This is a genomic window from Aeromonas sp. 600276 (assembly GCF_049175815.1).
Taxonomy (GTDB): domain Bacteria; phylum Pseudomonadota; class Gammaproteobacteria; order Enterobacterales; family Aeromonadaceae; genus Aeromonas; species Aeromonas dhakensis.
In genome coordinates, this window is the sequence record NZ_JAAKVU010000020.1 from 16,360 (window position 1) to 32,644 (window position 16,285).

General features: G+C 64.3%; 14 protein-coding genes. 9 read left to right on the forward strand and 5 right to left on the reverse strand.

Going from position 1 to position 16,285, the window contains the following annotated elements; translation table 11 throughout:
* Positions 1 to 48 precede the first annotated feature (48 nt).
* Positions 49 to 405 carry an MGMT family protein gene (locus tag G5134_RS17740; RefSeq protein ID WP_017785210.1) on the forward strand — a complete coding sequence of 119 codons (357 nt, stop codon included), beginning with the start codon at positions 49 to 51 and terminating at the stop codon, positions 403 to 405.
* A gap of 15 nt (positions 406 to 420) precedes the next feature.
* On the opposite strand, the gene G5134_RS17745 is transcribed toward G5134_RS17740, so the two are convergent.
* Positions 421 to 588, reverse strand: a complete 168-nt coding sequence (locus tag G5134_RS17745; RefSeq protein WP_005303277.1) for a hypothetical protein — start codon at positions 586 to 588, stop codon at positions 421 to 423.
* A gap of 114 nt (positions 589 to 702) precedes the next feature.
* Positions 703 to 3,324: a type I DNA topoisomerase gene (gene topA, locus G5134_RS17750; RefSeq protein ID WP_010633259.1), complete on the reverse strand. Its 2,622-nt coding sequence runs from the start codon at positions 3,322 to 3,324 to the stop codon at positions 703 to 705.
* A gap of 361 nt (positions 3,325 to 3,685) precedes the next feature.
* On the opposite strand from topA, the gene astB reads away from it, so the two are divergent.
* A complete protein-coding gene (astB, locus tag G5134_RS17755) occupies positions 3,686 to 5,023 on the forward strand; it encodes an N-succinylarginine dihydrolase (RefSeq protein WP_211052463.1) in 1,338 nt (445 codons plus the stop codon).
* 72 nt (positions 5,024 to 5,095) lie between these two features.
* Here astB and sohB read toward each other — a convergent pair whose 3' ends face one another.
* Positions 5,096 to 6,103 carry a protease SohB gene (sohB, locus tag G5134_RS17760; protein ID WP_195878941.1) on the reverse strand — a complete coding sequence of 336 codons (1,008 nt, stop codon included), beginning with the start codon at positions 6,101 to 6,103 and terminating at the stop codon, positions 5,096 to 5,098.
* A gap of 233 nt (positions 6,104 to 6,336) precedes the next feature.
* Here sohB and G5134_RS17765 point away from each other — a divergent pair, with 233 nt between their 5' ends.
* Positions 6,337 to 7,092 (forward strand): YciK family oxidoreductase, encoded by a 756-nt coding sequence (locus tag G5134_RS17765; protein ID WP_201877632.1) that lies wholly within the window; start codon positions 6,337 to 6,339, stop codon positions 7,090 to 7,092.
* A 117-nt stretch (positions 7,093 to 7,209) separates the two neighbouring features.
* The gene (locus G5134_RS17770) at positions 7,210 to 8,094 is read left to right on the forward strand and encodes a LysR family transcriptional regulator (RefSeq protein WP_336289259.1); all 885 of its coding nucleotides are present in this window, start codon (positions 7,210 to 7,212) and stop codon (positions 8,092 to 8,094) included.
* A gap of 59 nt (positions 8,095 to 8,153) precedes the next feature.
* Here G5134_RS17770 and G5134_RS17775 read toward each other — a convergent pair whose 3' ends face one another.
* Entirely contained in the window at positions 8,154 to 9,326 is a 1,173-nt protein-coding gene (locus G5134_RS17775; protein WP_010633254.1) for an MFS transporter, read from the reverse strand.
* A gap of 161 nt (positions 9,327 to 9,487) precedes the next feature.
* Here G5134_RS17775 and G5134_RS17780 point away from each other — a divergent pair, with 161 nt between their 5' ends.
* A complete protein-coding gene (locus G5134_RS17780) occupies positions 9,488 to 10,627 on the forward strand; it encodes a MalY/PatB family protein (protein WP_010633253.1) in 1,140 nt (379 codons plus the stop codon).
* 221 nt (positions 10,628 to 10,848) lie between these two features.
* Positions 10,849 to 12,225 (forward strand): TAXI family TRAP transporter solute-binding subunit, encoded by a 1,377-nt coding sequence (locus G5134_RS17785; RefSeq protein WP_421232100.1) that lies wholly within the window; start codon positions 10,849 to 10,851, stop codon positions 12,223 to 12,225.
* 70 nt (positions 12,226 to 12,295) lie between these two features.
* On the opposite strand, the gene G5134_RS17790 is transcribed toward G5134_RS17785, so the two are convergent.
* On the reverse strand, positions 12,296 to 13,204 hold the full coding sequence (locus G5134_RS17790) for a LysR family transcriptional regulator (RefSeq protein WP_421232101.1): 909 nt from the start codon (positions 13,202 to 13,204) through the stop codon (positions 12,296 to 12,298).
* Positions 13,205 to 13,395: 191 nt separating this feature from the next.
* On the opposite strand from G5134_RS17790, the gene G5134_RS17795 reads away from it, so the two are divergent.
* The 3 genes from G5134_RS17795 (at position 13,396) to G5134_RS17805 (ending at position 16,212) form a co-directional block, all read left to right on the forward strand.
* Positions 13,396 to 14,652 (forward strand): adenylosuccinate synthetase, encoded by a 1,257-nt coding sequence (locus G5134_RS17795; protein ID WP_005303296.1) that lies wholly within the window; start codon positions 13,396 to 13,398, stop codon positions 14,650 to 14,652.
* Positions 14,653 to 14,866: 214 nt separating this feature from the next.
* Entirely contained in the window at positions 14,867 to 15,403 is a 537-nt protein-coding gene (locus G5134_RS17800) for a YbhB/YbcL family Raf kinase inhibitor-like protein (protein WP_216973219.1), read from the forward strand.
* An 11-nt stretch (positions 15,404 to 15,414) separates the two neighbouring features.
* The gene (locus G5134_RS17805; protein WP_421232102.1) at positions 15,415 to 16,212 is read left to right on the forward strand and encodes a helix-turn-helix transcriptional regulator; all 798 of its coding nucleotides are present in this window, start codon (positions 15,415 to 15,417) and stop codon (positions 16,210 to 16,212) included.
* Positions 16,213 to 16,285 lie beyond the last annotated feature (73 nt).

A 16,285-nucleotide genomic window follows, 5' to 3' on the forward strand; every position in this document is an offset into this window, starting at 1 on the left:
ACAGAAGCGCCACAATGGCGCTTCTGTTGTTTTTGACGAGTCAACTTCATGAGAACGGAATCGACCCCCACCCCGCTGAACAAGGTGGCCCGCATCGAGGCGATCCTGGCCCTGATCCCGGCCGGTCGCGTGGTGAGCTATGGACAGGTGGCGGATCTGGCGGGGCTGCCAGGCCGGGCCAGGCTGGTGGGCAAGGTGCTGCGGGAGACCGACAAGGTGCTGCCCTGGCACAGGGTGCTGGGCGCGGCGGGCACCATATCGCTGCCCAAGGGGTCGGCAGGCTTTGACAGACAGGCGGGATTGCTGCAGGAAGAGGGGGTGCCCGTGATTGGCGGGCGGGTCAGGATGAAGGAGTGGCAGTGGCAGCCCGACCTCGCCGAGCTGCTGTTTCTCCTGCCCTTCTGACGATGGCGGCCCGCCTCACCGGGTGATGGGGGCCAGGATCTCGTCGCTGCGCACCTGCACCGGGATGGTTTCGTACTCCCGTTGCAACAGCACCAGCAGACTCTGCTTGTCCACTTCCAGCACATAGGCGGTTCCTTCCCGGGTCAGACAGGTCATTCCCGGCCGGATCTCGTTAATCTCCATCACAACCTCCGTGTCCAGCGCTGCCATCCTTGCAGCGGTTTCAGTATACCGCCATCTGAAAACAAAAAGGCCCCTGCAAGGGGCCTCTTTCATCAGAGTGTGCTCGCTGCGCAATCACGCCTTCTTCGACTTGGCCAGGCTCTCCTGCCACTTGCCGTTGTCGTAATGCGCCGTCCAGCCGGTCGCCTTGCCGTTGACCTCGGTCATCACGTACTGCTCCTTGGTCTTGCGACTGAAGCGCACGATGGAGGCGTTACCGTCAGGATCTGACGCCGGGGCATCGGCCAGGTACTGGTGCTTGGGCGACAGGCGCTCCTTGAAGCGCTTGAGCTCTTCCACCAGCGGCGCACGAGTCTCGCGGGATTTCGGGAAGTTGCTGGCGGCCAGGAACAGGCCGGCGGCCCCGTCACGCAGCACGAAGTGAGCGTCGGACTGGGTACATTTCAGCTCCGGCAGCGGTACCGGGTCTTCCTTCGGCGGCGCGATATCACCGTTTTTCAGGATCTTGCGGGTGTTCTTGCAGGTGTCGTTGGTGCAACCCATGTACTTGCCGAAGCGGCCGTTCTTGAGCTGCATTTCGCTGCCACAGCGGTCACATTCGATGCTCGGCCCTTCGTAGCCCTTGAGCTTGAACTGGCCTTTTTCAATTTCGTAGCCGTCGCAATCCGGGTTGCGACCGCAGACGTGCAGCTTGCGGCTGTCGTCGATGATGTAGGCATCCATGGCGGTGCCGCACACGCCGCAGCGGTGCTTGGCGCGCAGCGCCTCGGTTTCGGCCTCGTCACCATCGGTGGCAGAGACGAACTCGTCGGCGGAGACCAGGTTGATGGTCTTCTTGCAGCGCTCTTTGGGTGGCAAGGCGTAGCCGGAGCAGCCGAGGAAGACCCCGGTGGTGGCGGTGCGAATGCCCATCTTGCGGCCGCAATCCGGGCAGTCGATGTCGGTCAGCACCATCTGGTTGGCACGCATGCCCCCCTCTTCCACCGGCAGATCCGCTTTTTCCAGCTCCTGGGTGAACTCGGCGTAGAAGGCGTCCAGCACCTTCTTCCACTCCAGGCTCCCCTCGGCGATGCCATCGAGCTTGTCTTCCATCTTGGCGGTGAACTCGTAGTTCATCAGCTCGACGAAGTTCTCCACCAGCCGGTCGGTGACGATCTCGCCCATCTTCTCGGCGAAGAAACGGCGGCTCTCGACCCGCACATAACCACGGTCGACGATGGTGGAGATGATGGAGGCGTAGGTGGACGGACGGCCGATGCCGCGCTTTTCCAGCTCGCGCACCAGCGCCGCTTCGGTGAAGCGGGCGGGCGGCTTGGTGAAGTGCTGGCGCGGATCCAGCTTGACCAGTTTGAGCACCTCGCCGACGGTCACCGCCGGCAGCTGGCTGTCTTCACCCTTGCGGCCCATGGGCGGCAGCGCCTTGGTCCAACCGGCGAAGCGCAGGGTGCGGCCGCGCGCCTTGAGCTCGAACTCACCGGCCTTGACGGTCAGGGTGGAGGAGTCGTACTGGGCCGGGGTCATCTGGCAGGCGACAAACTGACGCCAGATGAGGTCATAGAGCCGCATCGCGTCCGGCTCCATCCCTTCCAGCATCTCGGCCGTCACCAGCACGCTGGAGGGGCGGATCGCCTCGTGGGCCTCCTGGGCATTGGCCTTGGCACCGTACAGGTTCGGATCGCTCGGCAGGTAGGCGGCGCCATACTGCTCGCCGATGTATTCCCGCACCGCCTCGACCGCCTCTTTGCTGAGGTTGGTGGAGTCGGTACGCATATAGGTGATGTAACCCGCTTCATAGAGGCGCTGGGCCATCATCATGGTCTTCTTGACCCCGAAGCTCAGCCGGGTGGAGGCTGCCTGCTGCAGGGTGGAGGTGATGAAGGGGGCAGACGGTTTGGAGCCGGTCGGCTTGTCTTCGCGGTTCACCACCTTGTAGTCGACCCCTTCCAGGGCGGCCACGGCAGCGAAGGTCTCGGCCTGGGTCACCGGCTTGAAGTCGGCCCCGTTGCGGCTGACCACCTCCATCCGCAGATCGGCGTTATCACCGGTCAGCAGGTCGGCGTTGAGATCCCAGAACTCCACCGGCACGAACGCCTTGATTTCACGCTCTTTGTCGACGATGAGGCGCACCGCGACGGACTGTACCCGGCCGGCGGAGAGGCCGCGGGCCAGCTTCTTCCAGAGCAGCGGGGAGACCATGTAACCCACCACCCGGTCGAGGAAACGACGGGCCTGCTGGGCGTTGACGCGGTGAATGTTCAGCTCGGACGGCTGGGCGAACGCCTCCTGGATGGCGGTCTTGGTGATCTCGTTGAACACCACGCGCTTGTAGCGGCTGTCGTCGCCGCCGATGATCTCGCGCAGGTGCCAGGCGATCGCTTCCCCTTCTCTATCCAAGTCGGTTGCGAGATAGATGGTGTCAGCCTTCTCGGCCAGACTCTGCAACTCGCTGACCACTTTTTCCTTGCCGGGCAAAATCTGGTAGTTGGCCTGCCAGCCTGCGGTCGGATTGATCCCCATCCGTGAGAACAGGGCATTGCGCTCCTTGGCAGCCTTTTCTGATTCGCTCAGCTTGATGCCGCGAATGACAGGTTTTTTGGGCTCGTTGCTGGCGCTGCCGCTGGTCGGCAGATCGCGCACGTGACCAACGCTGGATTTCACCACGTAGTCCTTGCCCAAATATTTGTTGATGGTCTTGGCCTTGGCCGGAGACTCCACTATGACCAGTGATTTGCCCATGCTGTAACTATTATCCTCATTGCACCCGACGGGGTTGGTGTGCGGTTTTGTGGGGCTGTATAAGAGATTTGACGGGAAAAAGCAATCTTGTGAGCAAATTTGCCCAGCAGCCCGAACCACCTTGCTTCTTTATTTATTAATGCGAAGCCGAGCCGCGGGAAGCAACCGCTTTTTTATTTTTATGCTATATCCACCCTCTTTTTATATTGGAAACGACATAACCAACCGCTCTTGTAACATAACAAACCAGTTTCGTTATCAGCTTGTTACAAAAGACAAAATCTCCTTATAATGGCTGCATCCCGCAGCATTGTGCGCGGAAGGAACCGCTACCCATATAAAAATCGAAAGGATGTACTCAATGAAGCACTTCGAGGTCAACTTCGACGGCCTGGTCGGCCCGACCCACAACTATGCCGGCTTGTCCTATGGCAACGTCGCCTCCCAGAACAATGCCAAGGAAGCGTCCAATCCGAAGGAGGCCGCCAAGCAGGGTCTGCGCAAGATGAAGGCCTTGACCGACCTCGGCATGGTGCAGGGGGTACTGGCCCCGCAGGAGCGGCCGGATCTCGCCACCCTGCGCCGCCTCGGCTTCACCGGCAACGATGCAAGCGTCTTGGCCCAGGCTGCCAAACAGGCGCCCGCCGTACTGGCCGCCTGCTATTCGGCTTCCAGCATGTGGACCGCCAACGCCGCCACCGTCTCCCCCAGTGCCGATACTCAGGATGGCCGCATCCACTTCACCCCCGCCAACCTGACCAACAAGTTTCACCGCTCCCTCGAGCCCGAGGTGACTGGCCGCATCCTGCGCGCCGTGTTCAACAACGACCGCCACTTCTATCACCATCAGCACCTGCCGGAGAACGACCACTTCGGTGACGAGGGGGCCGCCAACCACACCCGGCTGTGCCGCGCCTATGGCGAGTCCGGGGTAGAGCTGTTCGTCTATGGCCGCAGCGCCTTCGACGTCTCCCAGCCCGCCCCCAAACGCTACCCGGCCCGCCAGACCCTGGAAGCGAGCCAGGCCATCGCCCGCCTGCACGGCTTGGGGGACGAGAGCGCCGTCTTCATCCAGCAGAACCCGGACGTGATCGATCAGGGGGTGTTCCACAACGACGTGATCGCGGTGGGCAACCAGAACGTGCTGTTCTTCCACCAGCAGGCGTTCCTCAACACCGCCTCGGCGCTGGCCGAGGTGCGCACCAAGTTCGGTGACGGCGAGCTGCACTTTATCGAGGTGCCCACTGCCGAGGTGTCGGTGCAGGATGCGGTGAAGTCCTATCTGTTCAACACCCAGATCCTGACCCTGCCGTCCGGTGAGATGGCGATCATCGCCCCCACCGAGTGCCGCGACAACCCGGCGGTGTCAGCCTATCTGGCCAAGCTGGTGACCCTGGGCACCCCCATCAAGGGGGTACACTACATGGACGTGAAGCAGAGCATGAGAAACGGCGGCGGCCCCGCCTGTCTGCGACTGCGGGTCGCCATGAACGACACCGAGCTCGCCGCAGTCAACCCGGCCTGCCTCATCAACGACGGCCAGTTTGCCCGCCTGGACGCCTGGGTGGAGAAACACTACCGCGACAGCCTGGCGCTGGACGACCTGCGCGACCCGGCACTGGTCATGGAGTCCCGCACCGCGCTGGACGAGCTGACCCAGATCCTGAAACTGGGCTCCGTCTACCCGTTCCAGCGCTAAGGCGCTCCTACGCTATAAAAAAGAGAGCCGGGCAAGTGCCCGGCTCTCTTTTTTCCGTCCTTGAACTGTACCTCAGCGCCAGGGGCCCTGCTGCCACAGGCGACCCAGACCGGACTCCAGCGCCACGGCAGCCTGCTGGCCGAGCTTCTGGGTCAGGCTTTTCGGCTTGCTGTAGCGAATGCCGACCACCTTGTGCTGGCTGGCCTGGGCCAGCAGATAGTCATCGCTGGTGCAGAGGCTGTCCACCAGCCCGAGCTGCTTGGCCTGGCTCGCCAGCCAGTGCTCGCCTGTGGTGACCTTGTCGATGTCGAGGTTGGGTCTGTGCTCGGCCACGAATGCCTTGAAGCGCTCGTGGATGGCGCCCAGCTCCTCGCGAAACTTCTCGCGCCCCAGGTCGTCGTTCTCGCCGAACATGGTGATGGTGCGCTTGTACTGGCCGGCGGTGTGCATCTCGAACTCGATGTCGTGCTTTTTCAGCAGCTTGTTGAAGTTCGGCAGCTGGGCGATCACCCCGATGGAGCCGACGATGGCGAACGGCGCCGCCAGGATCTGATCCGCCACGCAGGCCATCATGTAGCCGCCGCTCGCCGCCACCTTGTCGATGGCCACGGTCAGCTTGATGTCACGATCCCGCAGCCGCTGCAGCTGGGAGGCCGCCAGACCGTAGCCGTGCACCACGCCGCCGCCGGATTCGAGCCGCAGCAGCACTTCGTCCCCCGGCTGGGCTACGCCTATCACGGCGTTCACCTCTTCGCGCAGGGAGGCTACCTCCTTGGCATCCATGCTGCCGTGAAAATCGATGACGAACAGCCGGCTGCGGGCATCTTCGCTCTTGGCCCGGGCCTTGTGCTCGGCCTTGCGCGCCTTCTCCAGCTGCTTGCGCTCCGCCTTGCCGGCCAATGCAGCCTGCAACTGGTGACGCCCCTGCTCCAGCTCGCTGGAGAGATCGGTCACCACCAGCTCCCCCTTGCGGGATTTGGGCTGACGGCTGCTTACCACCATCAGGATGACGGCGCCGATGGCGAGCAGTAGGGTAATGGTCTTGGCCAGGAACAGGCCGTATTCGGTCAAAAATGCCACTTGATGCTCCACTGGTGTGCCCCCGGGGGGACGATTTTTTCACATTCTAGGGAGTTTGCCCGGTGCGCGCAAAAACTCTGCGTCAACCCGTCAGAAATGCCAATCGACTATCACAACCCCTCTGATTTATTCACATTTTTGCCATCTCATACTGGTCAAACGCCGTGCGGGATCAGTACACTTGCCCCTCTATTGCCGGGCGCATCAGCCACGAATTGTTAACAGGAGTTGTCATGTTCGATTATCAGGCCCCCCAGGATCTGCTCAAGGACAAGGTCATTCTGGTCACGGGTGCCGGTGACGGCATCGGCCGCGAAGCGGCGCTCACCTATGCGGCCCACGGCGCCACCGTGATCCTGCTCGGACGCACCAGCGCCAAGCTGGAGGCGGTCTACGACCAGATCGAGGCGGCCGGCCACCCGCTGCCCGCCATCGTGCCGGTGGATCTGAAGGGGGCGACCGCCGCCCACTATCGCGGCATGGCCGAGACCTTCGCCCAGCAGTTCGGCCGCCTCGACGGCGTGCTGTTCAACGCCGGCCTGCTCGGCACCCTGTCACCGTTCGAACACATCCAGGAGCAGGAGTGGGACGAAGTGATGCAGGTCAACGTCAAATCCGAATTCCTGCTGACCCAGGCGCTGCTGCCGCTCATTCGCCAGACTGCCAAGGAGTACGGCGATGCCTCCATCGTCTACACCTCCTCCAGCGTGGGTCGCAAGGGCCGCGCCTACTGGGGCACCTATGCCATCTCCAAGTTCGCCATCGAAGGCATGATGGAAGTGCTGGCGGACGAACTGGAAAACACCGCGGTGCGGGTCAACACCCTCAACCCGGGTGGCACCCGCACCAAGATGCGGGCCAGTGCCTTCCCGGCCGAAGATCCGCAGACCCTCAAGACTCCGGCCGACCTGATGCCGCTCTATCTCTATCTGATGGGAGTGGACAGCAAGGGCAAAACCGGCCAGACCTTTGTGGCCCAGCCCAAATAAATCAACAAAATAACCCCAACCCTGCGCGGCATGGGGTTAAATTCAATAGGGTGCCGTCGGCACCCTGTTGCGAATATGGCAAGGCCCGTTCCATCCAGTCCCTTATCAGGTTGAGATATGTTTCGTCCCAAGAGCACGTTTGAGCAATGGCGGATCTTTCAGGCCGTGGTGGATTGTGGCGGCTACGCCCAGGCCGCCGAGGCGCTGAACAAGAGCCAGTCCTCCCTCAATCATGCGGTAGCCAAGCTGCAGCAGAGTCTGGGGGTGGCCCTGCTGGAGGTGAGAGGGCGCAAGGCGGTGCTGACGCCAGCGGGGGAGATCTTCCTCAAGCGTGCCCGTCAGCTCAGCCAGCAGGTGGAAGAGCTGGAGAACCTGGCCAACAACCTGGAGCGGCAGTGGGAGCCGCAGATCAACCTCTATGTATCGGTGATGCAGCCGCGCGAGCGGCTCTATCGGGCGCTGGCCCACTTCTACCCCCGCAGCCGGGGCTGCCGGGTCAATCTGCACGAGCGAATCCACTGCCACTTCAACGCCCTGCAGGTGGGGGATCTGATGCTCTCGGAGCACCTGCCCCATGATCGCACCGGTCTGCCGCTGGACGAGGTGTGTCTGCTGCCGCTCTGCGCGGCCGATCACCCGCTCGCCACTCAGGGCGGCGCCATCGCCGCCGAGGCGCTGGCCGGCCACAACCAGATCAGCCTGCACCCCCCCATTCACCGCTCGGTGGACTGGAACGATGCGGACGACACCGGCTGGAAGGCGACCCACTACCACGAGGTGATCGCCATGCTCAGGCTCGGCCTCGGCTATGCCTGGCTGCCCCGCCACCTGGTGCAGGAGGCGCTGGCGAGCGGCGAGCTGGTGGCGCTGGATCTGGCAGGTGGCAACGAGCGCCACCTCTATACCTATCTGCTGACGCCGTCGGCCGACGCCCTGGGCCCGGCCACCGAGCTGCTGCTGCGCTGCCTGCGCAACGAATATCAGGACGACAGCGACCGCTAGCCCGCTCCCCCGCCGCCATCAGGCAGTGAGGCGGGGCAGACCCGCCCTCCCCTTTGGCTTCAGACGTTCGGCACCCGCCAGCAGGCGGCCAGTGCCAGCAGCGCCAGTCCCATCGCCACCATGAAGACCCCGTGGAAGCTCCAGATCTCCGCCACAGTCCCCGCTATCGCCCCTGCCATGATGGAGCCGGTGCGGATGCTGTTGGCGAACAGGGTAGTCGCCACCCCGGCGCGACCCGGCATCAGATCCTGGAAGTAGGACATGCCGATGCCGGCGACGATGCCGATGAAGATGGCGTTGAGCAGTTGCAGCGCAATGAGGGCATGCTGGCTCGACAGGGTCACCAGCCCCACGTAGAAGCCGACCCCGGCCAACACCGCCAGCAGCATCATGGGGCGCTTGCCAAAACGCTGGGTATAGTGACCCGCCAGCAGCATGAAGGGGATCTCGAGAGCCGCCGCCGTGCCCATCAGCACCCCGGCCAGCTTCTCCTCCAGCCCCAGCTCGCGGGTGATGTAGAGCGGCATGTTGATGAGGTACATGCTGTTGCAGGTCCACATCAGGGTGGAGGCGATAAAGAGCGCGCGCACCGACGGATCCCGCCAGCTGCTGACCCGCTCCACCTCGCTGTCCATCACCGGCAGCGGCAACGAGGGCAGCCAGCGCCACACCACGAAGGCGCAGAGCAGATAAGCCAGCGCGGAGGCGAGGTACATCACCTCGAAGCCGTAGCCGATGGCCAGCGCGAAGGCGATGGGGGGCCCTATCACCCAGGCCAGCGAGAACTGGGCCCGCAGCACCGAGCTGAACATGTCGGCCCGCTTGTTGCGGCTGTCGGCATATTCCCGCGCCAGCGCGAACAGCTGGGGGCTGGCGGTGGCGGCCAGGCTCGCCAGCAACACCCCCAGGCTCACCAGCAGCCAGTATTGCCGGTTCCAGGCAAACAGCAGGGAAAGCACCACGCCGGCGAAGCAGCAGCGCAGGATCAGTCGCTTGCGATCCCCCTTGTTGTCGGAGCGGTGGCCGAGCCACTGGCTGATGAGGATGCCGATCACCGCGTTGACGGTATAGAAGAGCCCCACCAGGAAGGGGCGCACCTGCACCTCCTCGGCCAGGAACAGGCTCAGGGTGGGCACCTGCAGTGCCACCGCCACCCCGGTCATGAAGGTCACGGCCAGAAAAGAGAGAGAGACGGGATCCGTCCTGTTGCGGGCAGCAGTCAACAAGCGCATAGAATTACCACTGATTGGAGGGAAGAAAACTGGCCAAAATTCGGCAAGTGCATGAAATGGCGCCGCTTATTTTATGTCATTATCAAGAGCCACCTCAAGGCTTGCGACCCCGTCGCCGACCCCGTACAGTGAAAGCCCACTGGCCAGCATAAGGATTTCACATGTTTGATTTTGACCGGGAAATAGATCGCAGCGGCACCATGAGCCTGAAATGGGACAAGTACAAGGGACAGGACGTGCTGCCCATGTGGGTCGCCGACACCGACTTCGTCTCGCCCCCTGCCGTCGTCGAGGCCCTCACGGCGCGGGTCGCCCACGGCATCTTCGGCTACTCGCGCCCCTCTCCCCGGCTGATCGAACTCATCATCACGCGGCTGGCCAGCCGCTATGGCTGGACCATCCAGCCCGAGTGGCTCGTCTTCCTGCCCGGCGTGGTGCCCGGTCTCAACCTGGCCTGCAAGGCCTGGAGCCAGCACGGGCGTGGCATCATCACCCCCAAGCCGGTCTACTACCCCTTCCTGCAGGCACCGGGCTTCAACGACCGGCCGCTGCTCACCGTGCCCATGGTGGAAGAGGCCGGTCGCTGGGTACTGGATATCGAGGAGCTGGAGCGCCAGGCGCCGGCGGCGGATCTGCTGCTGCTGTGCAACCCGCAAAACCCGGGCGGCACCGTCTTCACCCGCGAGGAGCTGCTGGCCATCGACGCCATCGCCGAGCGCCACAACCTGGTGATCTGCTCCGATGAAATTCACTGCGACCTGTTGCTGGACAAGGACGCCCGCCACATCCCCTACGGCGCCATCAGCCCGGCGGCGGCCGAGCGTTCGGCGGTGATGATGGCCCCGAGCAAGACCTTCAACATCGCCGGGCTCTGCTGCGCCTTCGCAGTGGTGCCCAATGCCCGTCTGCGCCTCAAGCTGCAGCAGGCGATGCGCGGCATCAGTGCCGACGTCAACCTGCTGGGCTTCGTGGCCGCCGAGGCGGCCTATGAAGGGGGCGAACAGTGGCTCAGCGAACAGCTCGACTACCTGGCCGCCAACCTGGCGCTGATCGAGCAGGCGGTCGCCCGCTGGCCCGGCATCAAGCTGGCGCGCCATCAGGCCACCTACCTCGCCTGGATCGACGTGAGCGCGTTGGGGCTGGACGATCCCATCGCCTTCTTCGAGCAGGCCGGGGTGGGGCTCTCCCCCGGTGCCCAGTTTGGTGACGGCCAGTTCGTGCGGCTCAACTTCGGCTGCACCCGGGCCCGCCTCGTCGAGGCATTGGCCCGCATGGAGAAGGCCATCCTGGCTCGCCGCTGAGCCCCTGCGGGGCGGCGCCGGCCGACCCCGCAATATAATCTGTCCGACCCGATCCGAATCCGCACGCAATAGGGTATATTTTGGCGACGCCCCACCCCGGCCATCCCGGGGCGCCAGGGGCCACCCAACACGGCACCGGCCGCCCTCTTGCGGGCAACGGCCCGATGCCAACCGGGATGGGGCTGACCCATCCTTTTTATCAGCCAATGATCCGGTTCACTATGTTCCAACGCGTCTTGCATCTTCTGCCCATCCGGCTGCGCCGAGCCCTGCCCTGGCTGGCAGCGACCCTGGCCCTGCCCCTGCAGGCCGCCACCTATCTCACCATCGGCACGGGGCCGCTGAACGGCGTCTACTACCCGACCGGCGGCGCCATCTGCCGGCTGCTCAATGAAGAGAGCGGCAGCCACGGCCTGCACTGCTCGGTGCAGAGTACCTCGGGTTCCCTCGCCAACCTGAAGGCGCTGGCGCAGGGCAACATCCAGCTGGCGCTGGTGCAGTCGGACGTGCTGCATCACGCCGCTCACGGCACGGGCCCCTTCCAGAGCCAGCCCCCCGCCGATCAGCTGCGCAGCCTATACCGCCTCCATCAGGAGTCGCTGACCCTGCTTGCCAGCGCCACCAGCAACATCAACACCCTGGTCGACATCGAAGGCAAGCGGGTCGATCTCGGCAACCCAGGCTCCGGGGAACGGGTCACCAGCCTGGCGCTGCTCGACGCCATGAGCTGGCAGGCCAAGAGCTTTGCCCCCCTCATCCCCGCCGCGGCCAACAACCGGCTGGAGGGGCTCTGTGACGGTACCCTGGACGCCGCCTTCGTGGTGGCGGGCCACCCCAATCAAGCCATCGGCGATCTCACCGGCCGCTGCAAGGCGCGCCTCATCCCCATCGAAGGGGAACAGATAGACAAGCTGCTCAAGCAGCACCCCTACTATCAACGCGGCCGCATCGGCGCCAACCTCTATCCGGGCCAGACCAGCGGGATCAACACCTTCGCCGTCACCGCCGAGCTGGTGGCGCTGGCCAGCCTGCCGGATAGCGAGGTGCGCACCGTGCGCGACGTGTTGAGCGGCCGGCTCAAGCAGTTCACCCGCCTCCATCCGGCACTGACCCAGCTCACCCTGGAGGGGATGCTGGGTGAGGCGGAAGTGCCGCGTCACGCCGGCATGGCGGATGCTCCGCCCCCCCTGCTGCCCGAGACCCTGGGCCCGGCTCCGGCGACCTCGGAGGCCCTGGCAACCTCAGCGGCGCAGCCCACCGAAGTGGCGCACCCCGCCGGTGAGGACGCGAAGCAAGCTGCCGGCGAGACGGGCGCCCCCTCCCCGGAAGGCACGCCCGCCACCTCCTCCGGGCAGACCCCTGGCGCCCTGCTGCCGACCCCCTCGGCAGCCGCGGCCACCGAGCCGGGCGCGAGTAACGTGCTCGAAGGGGCCGCCGTGGAACAGGGCGGCACGCTGACCGGCACGGCCGCGCCAAGCCCCTCTGCCGTGGTGAGCGGGGCACAGCCCGCCTCGCCGGCCCCCACCGAACCGGCACCGACAGCACCGGCCGCAGCAAGCGGCGCCTCACCAACCGCAGAGGGCACGCCTGCCCAGTAAGGCCGCCAAACCGCCACAACGACAGAGGCCACCCAAGGGTGGCCTCTTTTTGTTTCGATATTGGGTAGGCTCAAGCCCCGGCGTCCGGCAACGGTGCCGGGCACTGGATCTCCTGCTCCACCCAGTGCAACAGTTGCTTGATGGCGCGCGACAGCACCTGATTCTGGCGCACCACATACCCTAAGCTGGTGCCGGGAAAGTCGGTGAGCCGGGTCACCGGGGCGGTCAGCTTGAGCCGCGGGTGAATGGAAAAGTCCGGCACTATGGCCACCCCGAAACCCGCCTCGGCCCAGTCGAGCTGGGCGTCCACGCTGCCTACTTCCATGATGCGACAGCTGGGCAGACCGAGCAGCGGCAAAGAGGGGTCGATGAGCGCCCGGGTACGGGTGTCGTGCCCCAGCAGGATCAGGGTCGGCTCGTCGAGGGCATCGCTCTCCCCCGCCTTCGCCCGCGCCTGCCAGCGGGCGAGACCGTGGCCCAGCGCGCACCAGGTCACCTGCTGCAACTCGGTGTAGAACAGCGGCTCGCTGCGCTTTTGCGCCATCACGAAACCCAGATCCGCCTTGCCCGCCTTGACCAGCTCAGCCGCCTGATCCGAGGTGGTGTTGAACAGGGTGAGGTCGATGCCGGGGAACTCCTGCTTGAAGCGCTGAAAGGGCTGAATGAGCAGCAGGCGCGAGATGATGTCGCTGGCGGCGATGGCCAGCGTCCCCTGGCTCAGCTGGTTGAGGGCGTTGAGATCGGACTGGCAGAGCTGCAGCTCGGCGATGGCGCGCTCGGCGCTTTGCAGCAGCCGCTCGCCGGCCTGGGTCAGCCGAAACGGGCTGCGCTCGATGAGTTTGACCCGGGTGGCCTGCTCCAGATTTTTGAGGTGCAGGCTCACATTGGGCTGGGTCATGTGCAGTTCGGTGGCGGTCTGGCCGAAGTGCTGCAGCCGGGCCAGGGTGACGAAGGTGTGCAGCCAGTGGATGTCCAGCATGAGGGTCCTCCTGTGCCGCCCGGCAGCGGCCCCCCTGCTCGACAACGGCGAGGCGGCGCGACCAGGGGGCAGTTTGCCGATAAATTCACCGCAATTATATGACTCTCTTATCGGAATTATAAAGATAATTAATTTTTCTAATCCTCCTGAGCCTCCTAGGATGATCGCCTAACGTCTTAGGAGAAAGAGTCATGTCGTCTATCGTAGTCGTAGGTGCCAACTGGGGTGATGAAGGCAAAGGCCGCATCGTGGATTATCTGGCAGGCCAAGCAGGCGCCAGCATTCGCTTCCAGGGCGGCAACAACGCCGGCCATACCGTCGTCAACGACCTTGGCACCTTCAAGCTGCACCAGGTTCCGAGCGGTGTGTTCAACCCGGATTGCCTGGTCGTGCTGGGCCCGGGCATGGTGATCAGCCCCGAGAAACTGACCGTCGAGCTGGACGAAGTGAAAGCCTCCGGCGTCACTCCCAAGCTGGCCATCTCTGATCGCGCCACCCTCTGCCTGCCGCTGCACGCCATGGAAGATACCCTGGAAGAACAGCGCTTGGGCGATGGCGCCTACGGTTCCACCCGTCAGGGCATCGCCCCTGCCTACGGCGATCGCGTCATGAAGAAAGCGATCCTGGTGGGCTGGCTGAAGCAGCCGGAAGTACTGGTCGAGCGTATTCAATTCTTCCTCGACTGGAAACTGCCGCAGCTCAAAGCGCTCTACCCGACCTTCGAATTCAACCAGACCGCCCAGGAGATGGCTGACTGGCTGCTGGAAGTGTCCGCACCCTGGATCGACTCCGTCTGCAACGTCAGCATGCCGCTCAAAGCGCTGCAGGCCGAAGGCAAGACCCTGTTGTTCGAAGCCCAGCTGGGCGCCGGCCGTGACCTGATCTACGGCGAATACCCCTGGGTGACCTCCTCCCACGTTTCCGGCGCCTATGCCGGCATCGGTGGTGGCCTGCCGGGTCTGCGTCCCGAGCGCGTCATCGCCGTCGCCAAGGCGTTCAGCACCTCCGTCGGTACCGGCACCCTGCTGACCGCCATGGAGAACCAGGACGAGTTCCGCAAGATCGCCAACGAGTTCGGCGCCACCACCGGCCGTCCCCGCGACGTCGGCTACTTCGATGCCGTCGCCACCAAGAACGGTGTCGAGCTGCAGGCTGCCAACGAAGTAGCGCTGACCAAGCTGGACTGCCTGACCGGTCTGCCGGATCTGAAGATCTGCGTCGCCTACGAAGGTGCCCACACCGAGAACCCGATCTGGCCGCAAACTGCCGGTCTGAAGCCGGTTTACGAAGTGATGGAAAGCTGGAGCGAAGACATCACCGGCTGCCGTACCTTCGCCGAGCTGCCCAAGGCGGCTCAGCAGTACGTACTGCGCATCGAAGAGCTGCTGGGCGTACCGGTGCCGATGGTCTCCGTCGGCCCGGGCCGTGACGAGATGATCCTGCGCTAAGTCGCGCGATCAGCTGTCAGCACAGTAAAAAACCGGCATCCAGGATGCCGGTTTTTTTATGCCCGGACGCACCACCGCGCTTTCGCAGCGCTCACCAGCAATCAACACAACAACTCATATAATGGCGGAAAAACGACCACTTTAAGCGGTTGAGTTACTTACCTTCTCCCCCTCTTCGCTAGACTGATCCCATCATCCACCGAGGAGCCTCACCATGAAGATTGCCAAGCGTACCACCCTGCTCTCCCTGCTGTGCCTGGCAGCCCTGCCCGCCAGTGCCATGACCCTGAAGAGCAGCGACATCCACGAAGGCCAGCTGATGGACAAGGCCTTCAGCTTCAACGGCTTTGGCTGCAGCGGCGACAACCGCTCGCCCCAGCTCAGCTGGCAAGGCCTGCCCGCCGGCACCAAGAGCGTCGCCATCACCGCCTATGATCCAGATGCCCCCACCGGCAGCGGCTGGTGGCACTGGCTGGTGGTGAACCTGCCGGCCAGTCAGAACGAGCTGCCGAGCAACGCCTCGGGCAAGCTCAAGCAGGGGCTGGAGCTGAAAACAGACTTCGGCAACCAGGGTTACGGCGGCCCCTGCCCGCCCGCCGGCCACGGCATGCACCGCTACCAGTTCACCGCCTGGGCTCTGCCCCAGGCCCTGGAGGTGAAGGCAGACACCCCGCCCGCCATGGTAGGCTACATGCTCAACAGCATGGCCCTTGGCAAGGCCACCCTGACCGCCACCTTCGTCACCCCCTAGGAGTCCGCCGGATGAGCACGCCTCTGCTGCAACTGCACCACTATCTCGGGATCCGCCAGCAGCCGCTGCACCGGGTGCTCATCTACGCCCCCACCATCATCTGGGTGGAGCAGGGTCACAAGCAGTTGTGGTGGCAGGAGAAGCGCCTGGCATTCGATCAGGCGAGCTGGCTGCTGATCCCGGCCGGTCACCAGCTCACCTTCGTCAACCAGCCGGAGCAGGGCAAGTTTCGCTCCCGCGCGCTGACCCTGCTGACCCCGCCCCCCATCGACTGGCTCGGCGCCGCCCATACCGGCCCGCTAAGGGAGCCGCGCCTGACGGTCAGTCCGGCGCTGGCTTTCTGTTTCGAGCTGGTTTGCTCCATGGCGGATCGGCGGCTCAATGAGGCCACCCAGGCCCAGCTGCTGCAGGGCTTTTATGCCGAGCTGCAGGCCGCCGGCGGGCTCGACCTGCTGTTTCCCGCCCATACCATGACCCTCGGCGAGCGGCTGGCCCGCTACCTCGGGGTGGAGCCGGGCGCCGACCACACCCTGGAGGGGGTGGCACCGCACTTCGCCATGAGCCGCGCCTCCATGGCGCGCAAGCTGGCCGCCGAGGGGCGCAGCTTTCGCCAGCTGCTGACCCAGGTGCGCATGAGCCACGCCCTCACCCTGTTGCAGCAGGGGCTGGCACCGCTGGAGACGGCCCTCGCCTGTGGCTACGACTCCCCCAGCCGCTTCGCCGCCCGCTTCAAGCAGGAGTTCGGCCTGACCCCCTATCAATACCTGCGCACCTGCCCCTCCTCTCTCTCGCTGGCTGCCGCCAGATAAGTAAATAGTTACTAAAACATCAAGCTATGTAACCTCGTGTAACCGGGTGATCCGGCTCACACCTGCCCCTCCG